At 57.9% G+C, this 15,171-nt stretch carries 13 protein-coding genes; 6 read left to right on the forward strand and 7 right to left on the reverse strand.

Annotation, left to right across the window (positions count from 1 at the left end; translation table 11 throughout):
• Positions 1 to 16: 16 nt before the first annotated feature.
• The 3 genes from AS89_RS0112985 (at position 17) to AS89_RS17545 (ending at position 3,232) form a co-directional block, all read left to right on the forward strand.
• Positions 17 to 1,159, forward strand: coding sequence for a murein hydrolase activator EnvC family protein (locus AS89_RS0112985; protein WP_010133116.1), 1,143 nt, complete (start codon positions 17 to 19; stop codon positions 1,157 to 1,159).
• A 209-nt stretch (positions 1,160 to 1,368) separates the two neighbouring features.
• Positions 1,369 to 2,766, forward strand: a complete 1,398-nt coding sequence (locus tag AS89_RS0112990) for a S41 family peptidase (RefSeq protein ID WP_010133117.1) — start codon at positions 1,369 to 1,371, stop codon at positions 2,764 to 2,766.
• 229 nt (positions 2,767 to 2,995) lie between these two features.
• Complete coding sequence (locus AS89_RS17545) at positions 2,996 to 3,232, forward strand: DUF6316 family protein (RefSeq protein WP_010133118.1); 237 nt, start codon at positions 2,996 to 2,998, stop codon at positions 3,230 to 3,232.
• Positions 3,233 to 3,301: 69 nt separating this feature from the next.
• Here the strand turns inward: AS89_RS17545 and AS89_RS0113000 are convergent, their stop codons facing one another.
• From AS89_RS0113000 to hisB, 7 genes are all read right to left on the reverse strand, one after another.
• Entirely contained in the window at positions 3,302 to 3,943 is a 642-nt protein-coding gene (locus AS89_RS0113000) for a hypothetical protein (protein ID WP_010133119.1), read from the reverse strand.
• 131 nt (positions 3,944 to 4,074) lie between these two features.
• On the reverse strand, positions 4,075 to 5,031 hold the full coding sequence (locus tag AS89_RS0113005; protein WP_010133120.1) for a helix-turn-helix domain-containing protein: 957 nt from the start codon (positions 5,029 to 5,031) through the stop codon (positions 4,075 to 4,077).
• Between the two features lie 478 nt (positions 5,032 to 5,509).
• Positions 5,510 to 6,475 carry a helix-turn-helix domain-containing protein gene (locus AS89_RS0113010; RefSeq protein WP_010133121.1) on the reverse strand — a complete coding sequence of 322 codons (966 nt, stop codon included), beginning with the start codon at positions 6,473 to 6,475 and terminating at the stop codon, positions 5,510 to 5,512.
• A 425-nt stretch (positions 6,476 to 6,900) separates the two neighbouring features.
• The gene (hisF, locus tag AS89_RS0113015) at positions 6,901 to 7,662 is read right to left on the reverse strand and encodes an imidazole glycerol phosphate synthase subunit HisF (protein ID WP_010133122.1); all 762 of its coding nucleotides are present in this window, start codon (positions 7,660 to 7,662) and stop codon (positions 6,901 to 6,903) included.
• 17 nt (positions 7,663 to 7,679) lie between these two features.
• On the reverse strand, positions 7,680 to 8,423 hold the full coding sequence (gene hisA, locus AS89_RS0113020; RefSeq protein ID WP_010133124.1) for a 1-(5-phosphoribosyl)-5-[(5-phosphoribosylamino)methylideneamino]imidazole-4-carboxamide isomerase: 744 nt from the start codon (positions 8,421 to 8,423) through the stop codon (positions 7,680 to 7,682).
• Between the two features lie 202 nt (positions 8,424 to 8,625).
• Positions 8,626 to 9,270 carry an imidazole glycerol phosphate synthase subunit HisH gene (hisH, locus tag AS89_RS0113025; protein ID WP_010133125.1) on the reverse strand — a complete coding sequence of 215 codons (645 nt, stop codon included), beginning with the start codon at positions 9,268 to 9,270 and terminating at the stop codon, positions 8,626 to 8,628.
• Between the two features lie 18 nt (positions 9,271 to 9,288).
• Positions 9,289 to 9,876, reverse strand: a complete 588-nt coding sequence (hisB, locus tag AS89_RS0113030) for an imidazoleglycerol-phosphate dehydratase HisB (RefSeq protein ID WP_010133126.1) — start codon at positions 9,874 to 9,876, stop codon at positions 9,289 to 9,291.
• A 152-nt stretch (positions 9,877 to 10,028) separates the two neighbouring features.
• Between hisB and AS89_RS0113035 the strand changes: the two genes are divergently transcribed.
• From AS89_RS0113035 to AS89_RS0113045, 3 genes are all read left to right on the forward strand, one after another.
• Entirely contained in the window at positions 10,029 to 10,319 is a 291-nt protein-coding gene (locus AS89_RS0113035) for a hypothetical protein (protein ID WP_010133127.1), read from the forward strand.
• 111 nt (positions 10,320 to 10,430) lie between these two features.
• Complete coding sequence (locus tag AS89_RS0113040; protein ID WP_010133128.1) at positions 10,431 to 12,662, forward strand: TonB-dependent receptor; 2,232 nt, start codon at positions 10,431 to 10,433, stop codon at positions 12,660 to 12,662.
• Positions 12,663 to 12,961: 299 nt separating this feature from the next.
• On the forward strand, positions 12,962 to 15,097 hold the full coding sequence (locus AS89_RS0113045; protein ID WP_010133130.1) for an AsmA family protein: 2,136 nt from the start codon (positions 12,962 to 12,964) through the stop codon (positions 15,095 to 15,097).
• The last annotated feature ends 74 nt before the right edge of the window (positions 15,098 to 15,171 follow it).

Below are 15,171 nucleotides of genomic sequence, written 5' to 3' on the forward strand. Positions count from 1 at the left end.
GAGAAAAGCAGAGACGATGAAATTTCCCCGGTTTATCTTCGCCGCACTGTTATCGTTCACCCTGGTGCCAGCCTGCTTTGCGCAGGCTAGCGACGAAGAGCAGCAGGCGCGGCTGGCGGAAATCAAGCAGCGTATCGAAACCCTGCAGAAAGAACTCAACCAGGTAAAAAGCGATCGCGACCAGTTGCTCAGGGACCTGGAAGCCAACGAGAAAGACATCTCGGAGCTGCTGCAGCGCATCGACAAGATCAAGTCGGACATGCAGAGCCGCGGTGAAAAACTGCAGGAATTAAAACAGGAAGAAAAACAGCTCGAGGAATCCCGCCGAAGTATGCAGCGGCGGGTCGAGCAGGAAGTCGCCGCCGCTTACCGACTCGGTCGCCAGGAGCAGATCAAACTGCTCCTCAACCAGCAAGATCCCCAGCACATCGCCCGCCAACTCCGCTACCACGACTACTTCCTCCAACAACGCAGCCGCGTGATCCACGACTACGTCAGCACCCTCGACCAGCTCTCCACCGTCAGCACCGGTATCGAACGGGAGCAAAGCACACTCGCGCGCGAACGCGACCAGCTGGAAGACAAACGCCGTGCGCTGGTCAGTGCGCAAAACCAGCGCCAGCGCACCCTCGACAAACTCGCCCAGCAACTGGCCAGCAAGGGTGGAGAACTCAATCAACTGCACAGCGACCGCAGCCGCTTGCAGCGCCTGGTGGATGAAGTGGGCCGCGCCATCGCCACCCTGATCAACCCCAGTGACCAGACCCCTTTCGCCAAACAGCGCGGGCGCATGCAGTGGCCAACCAAGGGCCGCCGCGCCAACGCCTTTGGCCAGCGCCGCGCCAACGGCATTACCTGGACCGGCGTCACCCTGCGTGCCAACGAGGGCAACCCGGTGCGCGCTATTCACCGCGGCCGTGTGGTGTTCTCCGATTACCTGCGCGGTCAGGGCATGCTGATCATCCTCGACCACGGCGACGGCTATATGAGCCTGTATGGCCAGAACCAGTCACTGACCCGCGCGGTCGGCGAGTGGGTGGAGCGCGGTGACACCATTGCCAAGGTGGGCAACACCGGTGGCGCCAGCCAGTCCGGCCTGTACTTCGAAATTCGCCGCAATGGCAAACCTCAGGACCCTACCGCGTGGTGTCGGGGATAACCTCCGACACCCCTTTTGCGACGCCGTCCGCCGACCGTTCCCCCTAACATATTTCCCTTTTCATTTTTATCCCGCCACGCGCACCCCAGTTCGAATCGCCGCCAACTTGAAAACCCCGGGTTGGCCCCGGGTCTACAATTTCAGGTGGAACATCACGAGTAGTAGCCGCGATTTAGACAGTAACGATAAATGCCAAGGACGTGCAGATTATGTTCACCCCCAAAATGCTGACCAGCCTTATCGGCGCGGCAGCACTCACCGCACTGCCGCTGATGGGACTCAGCCAGGGCGACCCCGAAGAACGCGTATCGTTGGAGGCAGAATCCCGCCTGCCGCTGGAAGACCTGCGCAGCTTTGCCAAGGTGTTCGAGCAGATTCGCCGCGGCTATGTCAAAGAAGTCGACGACAGCACCCTGCTGGAATTTGCCATCAAGGGCATGCTGCAGGGACTGGACCCACACTCCTCCTACCTCGACAGCCGCTCGTTTACCGACCTGCAGGCCAACACCACCGGTGAGTTCGCCGGGCTGGGTATCGAGGTAGGTGTCGAGGACGACTACATCACCATCATTACCCCCATGGACGATACGCCCGCGGAACGCGCCGGATTGCGCGCCGGGGATGTCATCCTGCGCCTCGCGGGCAAATCCATGCGCGGCGTGAGCCTGGACGATGCGGTGGAACAGATGCGCGGCCCGGTAGGCTCCTCCGTGACCCTGACCATCGGTCGCAAGGGGCACAAGCAGCCGTTCGACGTGACGCTCAAGCGCGACAAGGTGCGCGTGTACAGTGTGCGCGGCGAAATGCTGGAGGATGGCTACGGCTATCTGCGTATCAGTCAGTTCCAGCTGGACACCGGTGGCGACCTGATGCGCGCGATGAAAAAACTGGAGAAAAAGGGTGACCTGAAGGGCCTGATACTCGACCTGCGCAATAACCCCGGTGGCGTATTGCAGTCTTCTGTGGAAGTAGTGGATGCATTCCTGGAAGAGGGCCTCGTGGTCTATACCGAGGGCCGCAATGACGCGTCCAATCTGCGCTACTCCGCAAGCCCGGGCGATGTGACCAAGGGCGCACCCCTGGTAGTGCTGATCAACGACGGCTCCGCCTCCGCCGCAGAAATTGTGGCCGGCGCCCTGCAAGATCACCGCCGCGCGGTGGTGATGGGCACCGACAGCTTTGGCAAAGGCTCGGTGCAAACGGTGATTCCGATCAACGATGACCGCGCCATCAAACTCACCACGGCACTGTATTTCACGCCCAAAGGCCGCTCTATCCAGGCCCAGGGCATCAAGCCGGACATTACCGTGGAACGCGTGCAAATCACGCGCATGGAAGGGCGCTCGCGCTCCACCGAAGCGGACCTGGCAGGCCACCTCGGTAATGGCAATGGCGGCAAGGAAAGCGGTTCACAGGACCGCAAGCGGGCCAAGGCGGAAAAAGAAGACTGGTACAGTCGCGACAACCAAGTCTTTGAGGCTCTGAACGTGCTCAAGGGCCTCAATCTGTATGTGGGGCGTATGCCTGCCAAGCGCAGCGAACTCCGCGCAGATGCCGAGCAAGAGAAGGAAGAAACCGTTGCACAGGTGAACCCCGAGGATCTCTGAGTATCTCCGAGGACTTCTGAGGGCCTCCGGGCCGGCAAACCAAACAAGCGCTTCAGCAGCGCGACTCGTCAGCCCGTAAAACCGGCGTCCCTGTGATTTAGTACAGCTAGCAGCTAGCTAAACTTGTTACAGGAACGTCGGTTTTGTTTTTCTGGCAGTGCCGCCGCGACACCAAACCGGTCGCGGTGCCGGTGCGCAGGTTTAACCGCTATGCAGTAACGAGGTAGTCATGCAGCAGTATCGCCGTGGCGAACAGAACACCCGGATCCCCGCTCGCTCAGACCGTTTTTATAAGCTGGGTGACGATTGGTATTTCAATGTGCGCGGCGGCAAGGCCTTCGGGCCCTACCGCTGCCGAGACGAGGCCGAAAAGGCGCTACAGGCCTTTCTCCATCCAAAGCACGACTATCACGGCAACGTGCGACCATTTGGGCGCCTGCGCCGCCCCTCGCTGAGGCGCACCTAAGTACGGTTCAGCCTAACAACATGCCGCCAGGCGAGAACACGTGACAGGCTTGCCAGCGCGTCATTGAGGTTATTTTTTTACCGAGTCCGCCACCGCGCCCGCATCAACTGCATCGCTGACAGGCTGCGCGCCCAGGGCGAGTGCCAGTAATTCGTGCATATGCACAACACTCAGTTGTGCGGCACGCTCCTCAAAAAAATGGCCATTGCCAATCACGTTATCACTGTATTTCAGCAACAGGCGCAATGCCTGCAGGTTTGCCGGCGTTCTTACACAGTTAACCAGCGACGCAGAACCACCGAATTGGCTTTCGAACCAGGAGCGCTGCACGGAGAACACGCTGGAGTGCAAAAAGTATTCATTCTCGGCCGTGAACGGCGTGTCCGACGAGGCCACCAGCAAATTACCTACCGCACACCTCTGTGCCCCGCGATTGGCGAAATCGATAGTTAACTGGCCGGTACGGGGGATCGCCACCACTATTGAATCATCCCCATCCACAATATGGCGATGACTTCTGTAAGCCTTATGTGCGCCGATGCGATTATTACTAATACCCATGCCAGGCAGCACACAGACATCGACATCGGTGGCGGGCGCGCGCTGCCCCAGATCCAGGTCGGCCCCACAAATAGGACTAAATACCTCCTCAAACGCCTCATTCCATTTTTCTGGTGGAATCAGACGCGTGCTAAATTTTACCAGTGCCATAGCTTTATCCGATGATTGGGCGCCGGGCTGCTGTAAACCTCCCCGCAACTTCAACGCAAACTTATAGTTATCGACAGCACCTTACGTAAGTGACAATGGTCTGGATCACTATTCAGAACGCCAGACCCTTATCACGACTCCACCTGGGTAAACATCTGACTGGCTTTCTCGCGCACTCGAGTCGGCGTCGCATTAAATTTTTTCTTGAACGCGCGATTAAACCAACCCAGATTGTTAAAGCCGGCCTGAAACGCGATATCTGCAACTCGCTCCACCTGCCCGCCCTCACTGGTGAGGCGCTGATAGGCCCAGTTCAAACGAGACTCGGTGACGTACTCGGTAAAATTTGTCTCGGCGAGAGAAAACAGCTTGCGCACATAATGACTGGAAATATTCATTGCTTGTGCGATGAGCTGAACGCTCAACTCGGGGTTGTGGAGATTATCCTTCACATACCCCAACAGGCTGTTTATCCGCTCCTTGCTCACACCACTTACCTTACTGGATGCGCTGGCAAGCGCCTCCTGCGAGCAAATAAGGGAAATCAGCTCTGCCAACTGTCGCTCCGCCAGCCGCCTGAGCGCGCGCTCTGGACGGACATTTTCGCGCAGCAAAGACTGAATATACGATGACAGCATCCGCACCGGAAAAGGGCTGGGCGGCTGAATACGCTTGCCGATATGCGGTAATACTTGCGAAACGGAAATGACGGGACTGTCGTTCGCCATAAACACCGCGTACAACTTGGTGTTTGCCGCGAGTTCCAGGGAATGCCCCTGCCGTAACGGCAAAAGAAAGCTATCACCGGAGGCGCAGGTTACCTGCGCGCTGCCTTTATCACGGATATACCCCTCGCCTTGGGAAAACACCAACAGCACCATCTCGGCCCAGTCCAGTGCCCCTCCGCCGGGCACCTTCACAAACTGGCAATGATCGACCGAGAGATCCAACAATACCAAGCTACCCATGCGCCGCACGGTATATTCCACCGCTGGCTTTTCACGCTTGCTATTGATAAGTATCCCAAAGTCCGCGACATACACATGATCGCGATAGGGCAAGATAGAAGCTGCCCGACCATCACTCACAAGTTTCCCTCCCATATCGGCATACACCCGATACCTATCGGCGACATGTTTTGCAGCTACCCGGCAGGCCACAATAGGCCGAAGCTGGCAGCAACACTGAACGCTAAATGGTTAACCATGAAGATGACATTTTTGTTACAGGAATATCGCCTGTCGCACTACGCGCAAAGGTTGATCATGGGATTGCATGGACATGAGGAGGTTCCACTGATCGGAATCGGCAATTCCCTTTGCCGTACCACAACCCTCGATCCTTCAGAGCCCCGAAAAACGCACAGCGCAGGCCTCAAGTCGTCACCGAGATAACCACCTTACCTCGGGCCTGAGACCAATCCTTGGCCACAGGAAGCGTTCCGACCACTCGACGCCCAGTGTACGCCTCATTAAAGGCCATCCATCGCAACTCTGCTAATCCTACTGGATACCAGAATGCACATTATTCGCTACAACGACGACTTTTGGGCAACCCATCGAGGTTTTACGCCTGAGGGTGCCGCTCAAAATCCAAAACTTCGCTTGGTGTTATTCCAAACTTTCGCTTAAAAGCCCGATTAAACCAGGTCAAGTTATTAAAACCGACGGCATATGCCAGGGATGAAATGGAGTGGCTATTGGCCACGGGATTTTGCAATTGATCGTATACCCAGCCAAGCCGCACATTGTTCAAGTAGTCGGTAACGGTAGTACCGTGCTGACGAAAAATCTTGCGCACAGCTTGCGCTGATAGATTGAAATGTATTGCCACAGCCTGCGCGCTCATCGTCGGATCGTGCTTGTGCTCGTTAAGATAGGTTCGCATTGCAGCAAACCGTGCAAAGGTGAGCCCGCGATCTGCCGCACTATGTTGTAGCTCATCATGCATACCCAGGCTCAGGGCAATGAGATCCATAATGTGTAGGTCGGCAAGCCTTGCTGAATCCTCAGAAAGATCTTCCCTAACCTGATGAATGGCATCCACGTATCCGAGCAATAGGTTATATGCGTCTTGATTGGCAGGCTTGATGGTTTTGTTGATGACCTTGTCCGGGCTTACCAGATGCCGCTCAACAAATGCGCCCGGCAAATTGATACCCGTTACATGTACGTATTCTGGATTGGCAGAAATAAAAGGACTGTCGAGGGGTAATAAATGCAACTCACCAGGCTTGCAGCGCGTATCGTAACGGCTTTTGTGCAGCAGCTCGATATCGCCATCACGGGGCAGCACCAGGACCATGGCATTATCGCCCTTGGCGATATGCGAAAGAGTGCGGGTTGCGCGGTGGCCGGTGAGATGCGAGTCCGCTACGGCCAAACGCGTCAGTGCATGTACCGCGACTTCCACATCGAGGGCATCCTGCTGAAACTCAACATCCATGCCACAGAGCGGTACATAAGTCTCAGCCAGTACTTCCCGGCGCTCGGAGGCCGCCACATTGCGAGAACTAAACTTTAAATATGCCATGCATCACGACCTGAGCCTAAAACCCGTCCTACATATTCCTCGTTGCGTCCTTAACGCCCCACCATCCATTTTGGTCACGAGAAACAATCGTAAAAAAAGCCAACCTGAGCGAACTTCAAAGGTTTGGAAGATGGAGAGAATGAAGAAGGGAGACTCTGTCTTGCAAAGCGCTTTGAGCATCTTAACTGCACAAAGCATGGACATAAGCTTTTGATAGGAACTGGTTATTCACATGGAAAAACCAGTGATGCAGAGCCAAGGTACCATCGAATTTGACCCGCGACAATGTGCACGCATGGGTAACAAGAAGGGACGCACTGCAGCCATGCACCACAGGAGTGCGCAAGGCGCAAAAAACATTAAATAAATATTGTTGGCGAGACGTTCGACCAATTTACAGGCGGCGTGAGCGCCGCCCGAAATCGTCACAGACGCATTTCAATTCCCACGTCACGCATAAACGCCTTGGCCTCACCCACGGTGTATTCACCGAAGTGGAAGATGCTCGCCGCGAGTACTGCATCGGCGCCGCCCTGCAATACACCGTCGGCCAGATGCTGCAAGTTGCCCACACCGCCGGAGGCAATCACCGGTACCGATACTGCATCGGAAATCGCGCGGGTCAGCGCCAGGTCAAAACCATTTTTGGTACCGTCTCTGTCCATGCTGGTCAGCAGAATTTCGCCGGCGCCGTAGCTATCCATTTTCTTCGCCCACTCCACCGCGTCGATGCCGGTGGGTTTGCGTCCGCCGTGGGTAAAGATTTCCCATTTACCATCATCTACCTGCTTGGCATCGATGGCGACGACGATGCACTGGCTGCCGAAGCGATCGGCGGCTTCGCGCACGAAGTCCGGATTGAATACGGCGGCAGAGTTGATCGCGGTTTTATCCGCACCGGCGTTCAACAGGTTGCGGATGTCCTGCAGCTCGCGCACGCCACCACCAACGGTCAGCGGGATAAACACTTCTGATGCCATTTTTTCGACGGTGTGCAGGGTGGTGTCGCGGCCTTCATGGGTGGCGGTGATGTCGAGGAAGGTCACTTCATCGGCACCAGCTTCGTTGTAGCGACGAGCGACTTCTACGGGGTCACCGGCGTCGCGGATATCGACAAAGTTTACGCCTTTGACGACGCGACCGGCGTCAACGTCGAGACAGGGGATAATGCGTTTGGCGAGGCCCATGGTCGGTTCCCGGTAAGTTATTTGGTCCAGTTGTCGCACAGTTGCTGTGCTTTGCGCAGGTCGAGCTTGTCTTCGTAGATGGCTCGGCCAGTAATCGCGCCGAAGATTTCAGTTTTGTCGTCGCCGGCCTTCAGCAGTTGTTCGATGTCTTCGATGCAGCTGACACCGCCGGAGGCGATGATGGGGATCTGTACGGCGCGGGCGAGATCCATGGTGGATTCGAGGTTCACGCCCTGCATCATGCCGTCGCGGGCAATGTCGGTGTAGACAATGGCGCTGACGCCACAGTCCTGGAACTGTTTGGCCAGTTCGGTGGCCTGTACGTCGGAGACTTCGGCCCAACCTTCGGTGGCGACGAGGCCGTCTTTGGCGTCGAGGCCGACGATGATGTGGCCTTCAAATTCGCGGCAGGCTTCTTTTACCAGTTTGGGGTTCTTTACGGCAGCGGTGCCGATGATGGTCCAGCTGACGCCAGCCTCCAGATACCATTCGATGGTTTTGAGGTCGCGGATGCCGCCACCGATCTGGATGGGGAATTGTGGAAACTGGCGCGCGATGGCGTTAACGGCGTCGCCGTTCACGGGGTTGCCGGCGAAGGCACCATTGAGGTCGACGATATGCAGGCGCTTGGCACCTTGGCCGAGCCAGTGTTCGGCGGTGGCAACCGGGTCGTCGGAGAAGACGGTCGCGTCTTCCATTTCACCCTGGCGCAGGCGCACGCACTGGCCGTCTTTCAGATCAATGGCTGGGATTACGATCATTTGTATAACTTCCTGGTTCGGGGTCCTGTTTTGTTCAGGTCCGGTGGCAGCGGAGTACCGGGCAGGCGTTTTCAGAACCGTTGTAAATACGTCCCTGTACACTGCGTCGGCAACATCCCTGTTGCCGACGCTTCTGAAAACGCCTGCCCGGCACTCTGCTTTCGCATCTAGCTATTTACTTCGTATGCGTCAGCAGTACTTTTTAGGCAGTACCGTTCCAACCCACAAAATTTTTCAGTAACTGCATACCCGCATCAGCACTTTTTTCAGGGTGGAACTGGGTAGCGAATATATTGTTCTTGGTCACCGCAGCCGCAAACGGCACACCGTAGTCGGTCTGGCCGGCAACGGCATCGTTGTTTTCGGCGGGCACATAGTAGCTATGCACAAAGTAGAAGCGGCTACCGCTTTCGATGCCGTTCCACATGGGGTGATCAATAGTTGGCTTTACTCGGTTCCAGCCCATATGTGGGACTTTCAAACGCTCGCCGTTTTCGTGCAGGTCTGTACCGAAGAATTTCACCGGTTGCGGGAAGATACTCAGGCAGTCGACGCCGCCGTTCTCTTCGCTCTGGGACATCATGATCTGCATGCCCACGCAGATACCCAGAATGGGCATGCCGGATTCGATGCTCTGGTTCAGCAGGGGTACGAATCCGGGGCGGATGAAGCCTTCCATGCAGTCGCGGATGGCGCCGACGCCGGGGACGATCAGGCGATCAGCGCCTTCGGCTTGTTCCGGTGTAGTAGCGAGCACGACCTGGTCATCGGGGGCGACCTTTTGCAGGGCACTGGCCACGGAGTGGAGGTTGCCCATGCCGTAGTCGAGGACGACGATCTTTTGCATCTTCAGCAGTCTCCTGGCTTACAGCACGCCCTTGGTGGAGGGCATGGCGCCTTCCATGCGCGGGTCCGGGGTCAGGGCCATGCGCAGGGCGCGGCCGAAGGCCTTGAACACGGTTTCGATCTGGTGGTGGGCGTTGAAGCCGCGGATGCAGTCGATGTGCACGGTGACCAGCGCGTGGTTCACGAAGCCCTGAAAGAATTCGTAGAACAGCTCGGTATCGAAGTTGCCGATGCGTTTCTGGGTAAAGGGCACGTTCATGGTCAGCCCCGGGCGGCCGGAGAAGTCGATGACGACGCGGCTCAGGGCTTCGTCCAGTGGTACGTAGGCGTGACCGTAGCGGGTCATGCCTTTCTTGTCGCCGACGGCCTGGTTGATGGCCTTGCCGATGGTGATGCCGATATCTTCCACGGTGTGGTGGTCGTCGATATGCACGTCGCCGTCACAGGTGATGTCCAGGTCGATCATGCCGTGACGGGCGATCTGGTCCATCATGTGCTCGAGAAACGGGACGCCGGTGTTGAATTTGCCGGTGCCTTTGCCGTCGAGGTTGAGGCTGACCTGGATCTTGGTTTCCAGGGTATCGCGGTTGACGCTGGCGGTGCGCATGGGACTACATCCTTTATTGCGAGGTGGGGACGACCCGCTCGGCCGGCCCCGGAGGATAGATGGCGCGGATTATACGCTCAAATGGGTCGAAATTTGGTGGATAGTCTCAGATGTAACTTGATTCGCCACAAAGATCAAATATCATACGCCGCATGAACCTACGCCCCCGCCATAAGACCCCCGTCTGGGTCAGCCTGTGCCTGCTGTTTGCGCTGATGCTCGCGCAACCGGTAGTGGCGGAGCATATTCACATTGAAGACCGCGCGCACCAGCTGTGCGATCTATCCCATAATCACGCCCCCGCACTGGGCGGCGGTAGTATCACTTTCGTTTCCGACGACCTTGCACCGCTTTGTATTGAGCAGCAGGCCCCAGCAGCACTCGACTGCCAACCGGATCACCAGTCCGCACGCGGGCCTCCCGCAATCCCGCCTCTTAGCTGACCTCTCCGTCGCCAGGCTGCCGCTAGCAGGCTGCCGTCGACCTAATAACGCTTATTTTCCGGGCGCGGGCCTCTTGGGTGGCCGCTGCCTGAGTCTGACAGGACCATAACAATGTACCGAGTAAACACTCTGGCGCTGGCCGTTGCCTGTGCGCTGTCTTCTGCTGCCTACGCTCAAAACGACACTGACAAAAACGAAAACCTGGAACTGGTGAACGTCACCGTTTCTCCGCTGGCCAAGCCCGCCGATGTAGCCGCCGCGCCGGTCTCCATTCTCACCGGTGAAGAACTGCGCCAGCAGGCCGCCGGCACTCTGGGCCAGACCCTGACCAACCAGCTGGGCGTGGCCAATGCTTCCTTCGGTAGCGGCGTTGGCCTGCCGGTGATCCGTGGCCAGAGCGCTAACCGTGTGCGCGTGCTGAGCGACAACCTGGATGTATCCGACGCCTCCAACACCTCCTCTGACCACGCCGCCAGCATCGAGCCGCTGCTGGCCCAGCGCATTGAGATCCTGCGTGGCCCGGCAGCCCTGCGCTACGGCAGCGGCGCCATCGGCGGCGTCGTGAACGTGCTCGACGGCCGTATCCCCAGCGAAGTGCCCGAGGAAATGGAAGGTGCGTTTGAGCTGCGTCACGACAGTGGCAACAGCCAGGACGCCGGTGTGTTCCGCCTGAACGGCGGCGCGGGCCAGCTGGCCTGGTATCTGGACGGCGTGTATCGCGAGAATGGCAACACCCAGATCCCGGGCGAAGCCATCGTGCACCACGAAGAACATGAAGAGCACGAAGAACACGAAGGCGAAGAGCACGCGGAACACGAAGAAGAGTTCAACACCGATGGCTTCGTGGGCAACACCAATGCCCGCGCCAGCAGCTACAGCGGTGGCCTGTCCTGGATCACCGACACCGGTTTTGTCGGCTTCTCCGTAAACCAGCTGGACAACAACTACGGTATCCCGCTGGGTGCCCACGAGCACCATCACCACGACGAAGAAGAGCATGAAGGTGAAGAGCTCGCCGAAGAGCATGAAGAACACGAAGAGGGCGCGGAGGCCGTACGCATCGCCCTGCAGCAGACCCGCTACGACCTGAAGGGCGAGCACCGCTTCAACAGCGAATACTGGGAGAAGCTGAGCGTGCGCCTGGGCTACAACGACTACGAGCACGTTGAGCTGGAAGAAGACGTAGAGGGCACCCGCTTCACCAACAAGGCCTGGGAAAGCCGCGTGGAAATCACCCACGACAACGGTGGCCTGTGGCGCGGTGCTTACGGCCTGCAGCTGAGCGACAAAGACTTTGCTGCGGTGGGTGACGAAGCATTCGTACAGCCGAGCAATACCACCAGCGTTGGCGTGTTCACCATGAAGGAACGCACCTGGGGTGACTGGCACCTGGACCTGGGCGGCCGCCTGGAGCAGGTCACCATCGACCCGCAGGAAGGTGCATCCCAGGACTTCAACCTGCTGGGTCTGAGCGGCACCCTGCAGTACTTCCTGGCCGAGCACCAGCACCTGAGCTTTGGCCTGACCCACGCCGAGCGCGCGCCGGTAGCCGAAGAACTGTTTGCCGATGGTGAGCACCTGGCGGAAGCACGCTACCTGGAGGGTGAGGAAGACCTCGACAAAGAGAACTCTTTCAACCTGGAGCTGGGTTACCACCACCACAACGAAGGCGGTACTGGCTGGCACGCACTGCAGGTTGAAGCCAACCTGTTCTACAACCGCGTCAATGATTACATCTACGCCGCCAACTCCGGTGAATTCTTCGAAGAAGAGCACATGGAAGAAGAGCACATGGGCGAGGAACATGAAGAGCACGAAGAGGAAGGCCTGGCTATCTACAGCTACACCAACCGCGACGCGGTCTTCTATGGTGCTGAAGCTTCTGTGCGCTACCCCTTCGCTGGTGGTCACTACGTAGAACTCTTCGGTGACAGCGTGCGCGCCAGCTTCGAGAGCGACCTCGAACTGCACCACGATGAAGAGGAAGAAGAAGGCCACGAGCACGAAGAGATGATCGACAACAGCCGTGCCGTGCCGCGCATGCCGCCGCTGCGTGTAGGCCTGGCCTTTGGTGGCAACTACGACCAGTGGAACTGGCAGCTGCGTACCACCAAAGCATCTGCACAGGAACGCGCCGGTGCTTTTGAAGAGGGCACCGAGGGTTACACCCGCATGGACCTGACCGCGCGCTACAACCTGAACATCGGCGGCAACAACGCCGTACTGTTCGCCAGCGCCCGCAACCTGCTGGACGAAGAAATTCGCCAGTCTACTTCTTTGCTGCGCGACTTCGCTCCAGAAGCCGGCCGCAGTGTAGAAGCAGGCGTACGCTTCCAGTTCTAAGCGCATGTTCGCTGAGGCACCCGCCTCCGCGTTACAAACGCCTATTTAAAGCGGCAATCGAAAGCGGCAATCGATTTATTCGGTTGCCGCTTTTTTGTTTCTAATGTTTCTGCTGTATCTGCCATTGCTGTGGTTTCGGTGGTTTATGTGCTTTCTTACCCACATTCTTTAAGACCACCGAGCCACAACCGGTTTCATTTCTGATCAGCAATTGCTTCAATAGCGATTCTTGCGATGCGCATATACCAATACGCGCACCGCACCCCTCTCGCCTATTTCAGAATGAAGGATGCCTCTGTATGGCCTGGATTAAACGCGGACTTATCACCCTCGTTGTTCTCTTTGCACTCTTTGCCGGTGCTGTCGCCTGGTTCCTCTCTGGCCTCGATGCCAACCAGTACAAACCCAAGATCGTGCAGCTGGCTGCCGACCAAGGGGTGTCTCTGACACTGGATGGCGATATCGGCTGGCAGCTGTGGCCAAATATTGCGCTCAAACTGGAAGGGGTGAAAGTTGCGCCGCTGGCGCAGCCCAGTGAATCCCTGTTGCAGGCGGACAAGGTCGCCGTTGGCGTCGGCCTGATGCCACTGCTGAGCAAGCGTATCGAGGCTCAGGAAATTGTATTGCTGGCACCGCAGGTCGCCCTTACCGTCGACGAGAACGGCAAGGGCAACTGGGAACTGATTACCGATGCTATGGAGGCCAAAGCGCAGCAGGATGCCAAGCAGCAGCGGGAAACGCCACCCACCCTCGACATTCCCCAGCAAGAAGCCACACCCAGCGCGGGACTGGAGCTCGCGCTGCAGGAGCTGCGCCTGGAAGATGGAGTACTGCGCTACACCGATAAACAAAGTGGCAGCGAATATTCCATCAGTAAGTTAAATGTTACCGCCGATAATCTGGTGCCCGGCGGTAAACCCGGTGATGTGCAGGTGAGCGCCAAACTTGCCGGCAGTGACTTTCCAGAGCCGGTGGACCTGAATATTCGCAGCAGCCTCGCGATCGACGAGGGGCTGAATGGCCTGCGCCTGCAGCCGGCCACCATTAAGCTCACCAGCGGCGACAATGCCAGTGCAGAAGTGTACCTGCGCGGTAACGTGCGCCGCGCCAAAGCCGATGCGCCCTGGCAGATCCAGCTGAACCTGAAAGTGGATGTGGAGCCGGTCTCCGGTTGGCTGGCCGCCGTAGGCAGCAGTTACAAGCCACAAAGCACCAGTGCGCTGCAGAAGCTCAAAATCGATACGGACGTGAGCGGCAGCGACCGCCAGATGAACATGCAACCGCTGGAACTGGTGCTGGATGCGCATACCTTTACCGGCAGCGCCAGTTATCAGGCCGCTCTTGATAACAGCAAAGGGGCAAACGGAGCCAAGGGTGTACCCAGTGTTTCGCTGAGCCTGAAGGGCGGTGAGCTGAACGTGGACGACTACCTGCCACCGCCGGTTGCCACACCGGAGCAGGATGAGCTCAGTGCGGATATTGCCGCAGCCAAGCCGGTACCTCTGCCACTGGAAGCCATGCGCGGCTTTAACGCCAAGCTGGACCTGACACTCGACAAGCTGCATGCGCTGGATTTCGACATCGACAAGCCCGAGCTCGCCGTCAATGTGCAAAACGGCCTCTACCAGCTGAACAAACTGGCGGCCGGTGTCTACGGCGGCACCCTGAACAGCACCGGCGTTTTCAATGCCCGCGGCAGCTCTGCACGCGGTGAACTGAGCGGTGGCCTGAGCGGGGTGGAAATTTCCAAGGTGCAGGAAGCCCTGTTCGCCAGCGATGAACCGCAGGCCGCCGACCAGAACAAAGTCACCCTGTCCGGCAAGACCGACCTCACCTGGGTAGGCCAGACCACTGGCGCAGACACCCAGGCGCTGCAAAAAAACCTGCGCGCGGCGGTGCAGCTCAATGCACAGGAACTGGCACTGGCCCCGTTCAATCTGGAGAAGGGCATGTGCCAGCTGGTGAGCTACGCAGAGAAAACGCCAATGCCGGAGCGCGAGTGGCCCGCCCAAACGCGTATGCAGGACCTGCGCGCCAGCGTTAACCTGGACGGCGACGTGGCCAAGGTAGACGGAATCAACGCAGGGATTGAGAACATCGCGCTGAGCGGTGATGGCACCATCAACCTGCAACAGCAGAATTTTGACTTCGCCCTGGGCCTGGCACTGGTGGGTGAAAAAACCTCCGGCAATGGCTGTTCCGTGCAGAATTCGCGCTGGCGCAACCGCCCACTGCCGCTGCGCTGCAAGGCGAAGTTTTCCGAGGCCGGCGCCACCACCTGCAAACCGGATAGCCGCCGCCTGGACGACCTGATTCGCGAGGAACTGAAGTACAAGGCGCAAAAGAAGTACGGCGACCAGCTGGAAGAGAAAACTGACAAGCTGCGCGACAAACTGAAAGACCGCTTCAAGGGTTTGTTTAATCGCGGCGAGTAAAGTCCGAGGTAGATGATCGAAACCAAAAACGGGGCCAGCGGCCCCGTTTTTTATTCATCGTTTTGACTAACTTC

It is taken from the genome of Microbulbifer agarilyticus S89 (assembly GCF_000220505.1).
Taxonomy (GTDB): Bacteria; Pseudomonadota; Gammaproteobacteria; order Pseudomonadales; family Cellvibrionaceae; genus Microbulbifer; species Microbulbifer agarilyticus_B.

What these genes read in the sequence shown, in the direction of transcription:
- AS89_RS0112985 (WP_010133116.1), top strand. Translation starts at nt 17, where the DNA reads ATGAAATTTCCCCGGTTTATCTTCGCCGCACTGTTATCGTTCACCCTG.
- AS89_RS0112990 (WP_010133117.1), top strand. Translation starts at nt 1,369, where the DNA reads ATGTTCACCCCCAAAATGCTGACCAGCCTTATCGGCGCGGCAGCACTC.
- AS89_RS17545 (WP_010133118.1), top strand. Translation starts at nt 2,996, where the DNA reads ATGCAGCAGTATCGCCGTGGCGAACAGAACACCCGGATCCCCGCTCGC.
- AS89_RS0113000 (WP_010133119.1), bottom strand. Translation starts at nt 3,943, where the DNA reads ATGGCACTGGTAAAATTTAGCACGCGTCTGATTCCACCAGAAAAATGG.
- AS89_RS0113010 (WP_010133121.1), bottom strand. Translation starts at nt 6,475, where the DNA reads ATGGCATATTTAAAGTTTAGTTCTCGCAATGTGGCGGCCTCCGAGCGC.
- hisF (WP_010133122.1), bottom strand. Translation starts at nt 7,662, where the DNA reads ATGGGCCTCGCCAAACGCATTATCCCCTGTCTCGACGTTGACGCCGGT.
- hisA (WP_010133124.1), bottom strand. Translation starts at nt 8,423, where the DNA reads ATGATCGTAATCCCAGCCATTGATCTGAAAGACGGCCAGTGCGTGCGC.
- hisH (WP_010133125.1), bottom strand. Translation starts at nt 9,270, where the DNA reads ATGCAAAAGATCGTCGTCCTCGACTACGGCATGGGCAACCTCCACTCC.
- hisB (WP_010133126.1), bottom strand. Translation starts at nt 9,876, where the DNA reads ATGCGCACCGCCAGCGTCAACCGCGATACCCTGGAAACCAAGATCCAG.
- AS89_RS0113035 (WP_010133127.1), top strand. Translation starts at nt 10,029, where the DNA reads ATGAACCTACGCCCCCGCCATAAGACCCCCGTCTGGGTCAGCCTGTGC.
- AS89_RS0113040 (WP_010133128.1), top strand. Translation starts at nt 10,431, where the DNA reads ATGTACCGAGTAAACACTCTGGCGCTGGCCGTTGCCTGTGCGCTGTCT.
- AS89_RS0113045 (WP_010133130.1), top strand. Translation starts at nt 12,962, where the DNA reads ATGGCCTGGATTAAACGCGGACTTATCACCCTCGTTGTTCTCTTTGCA.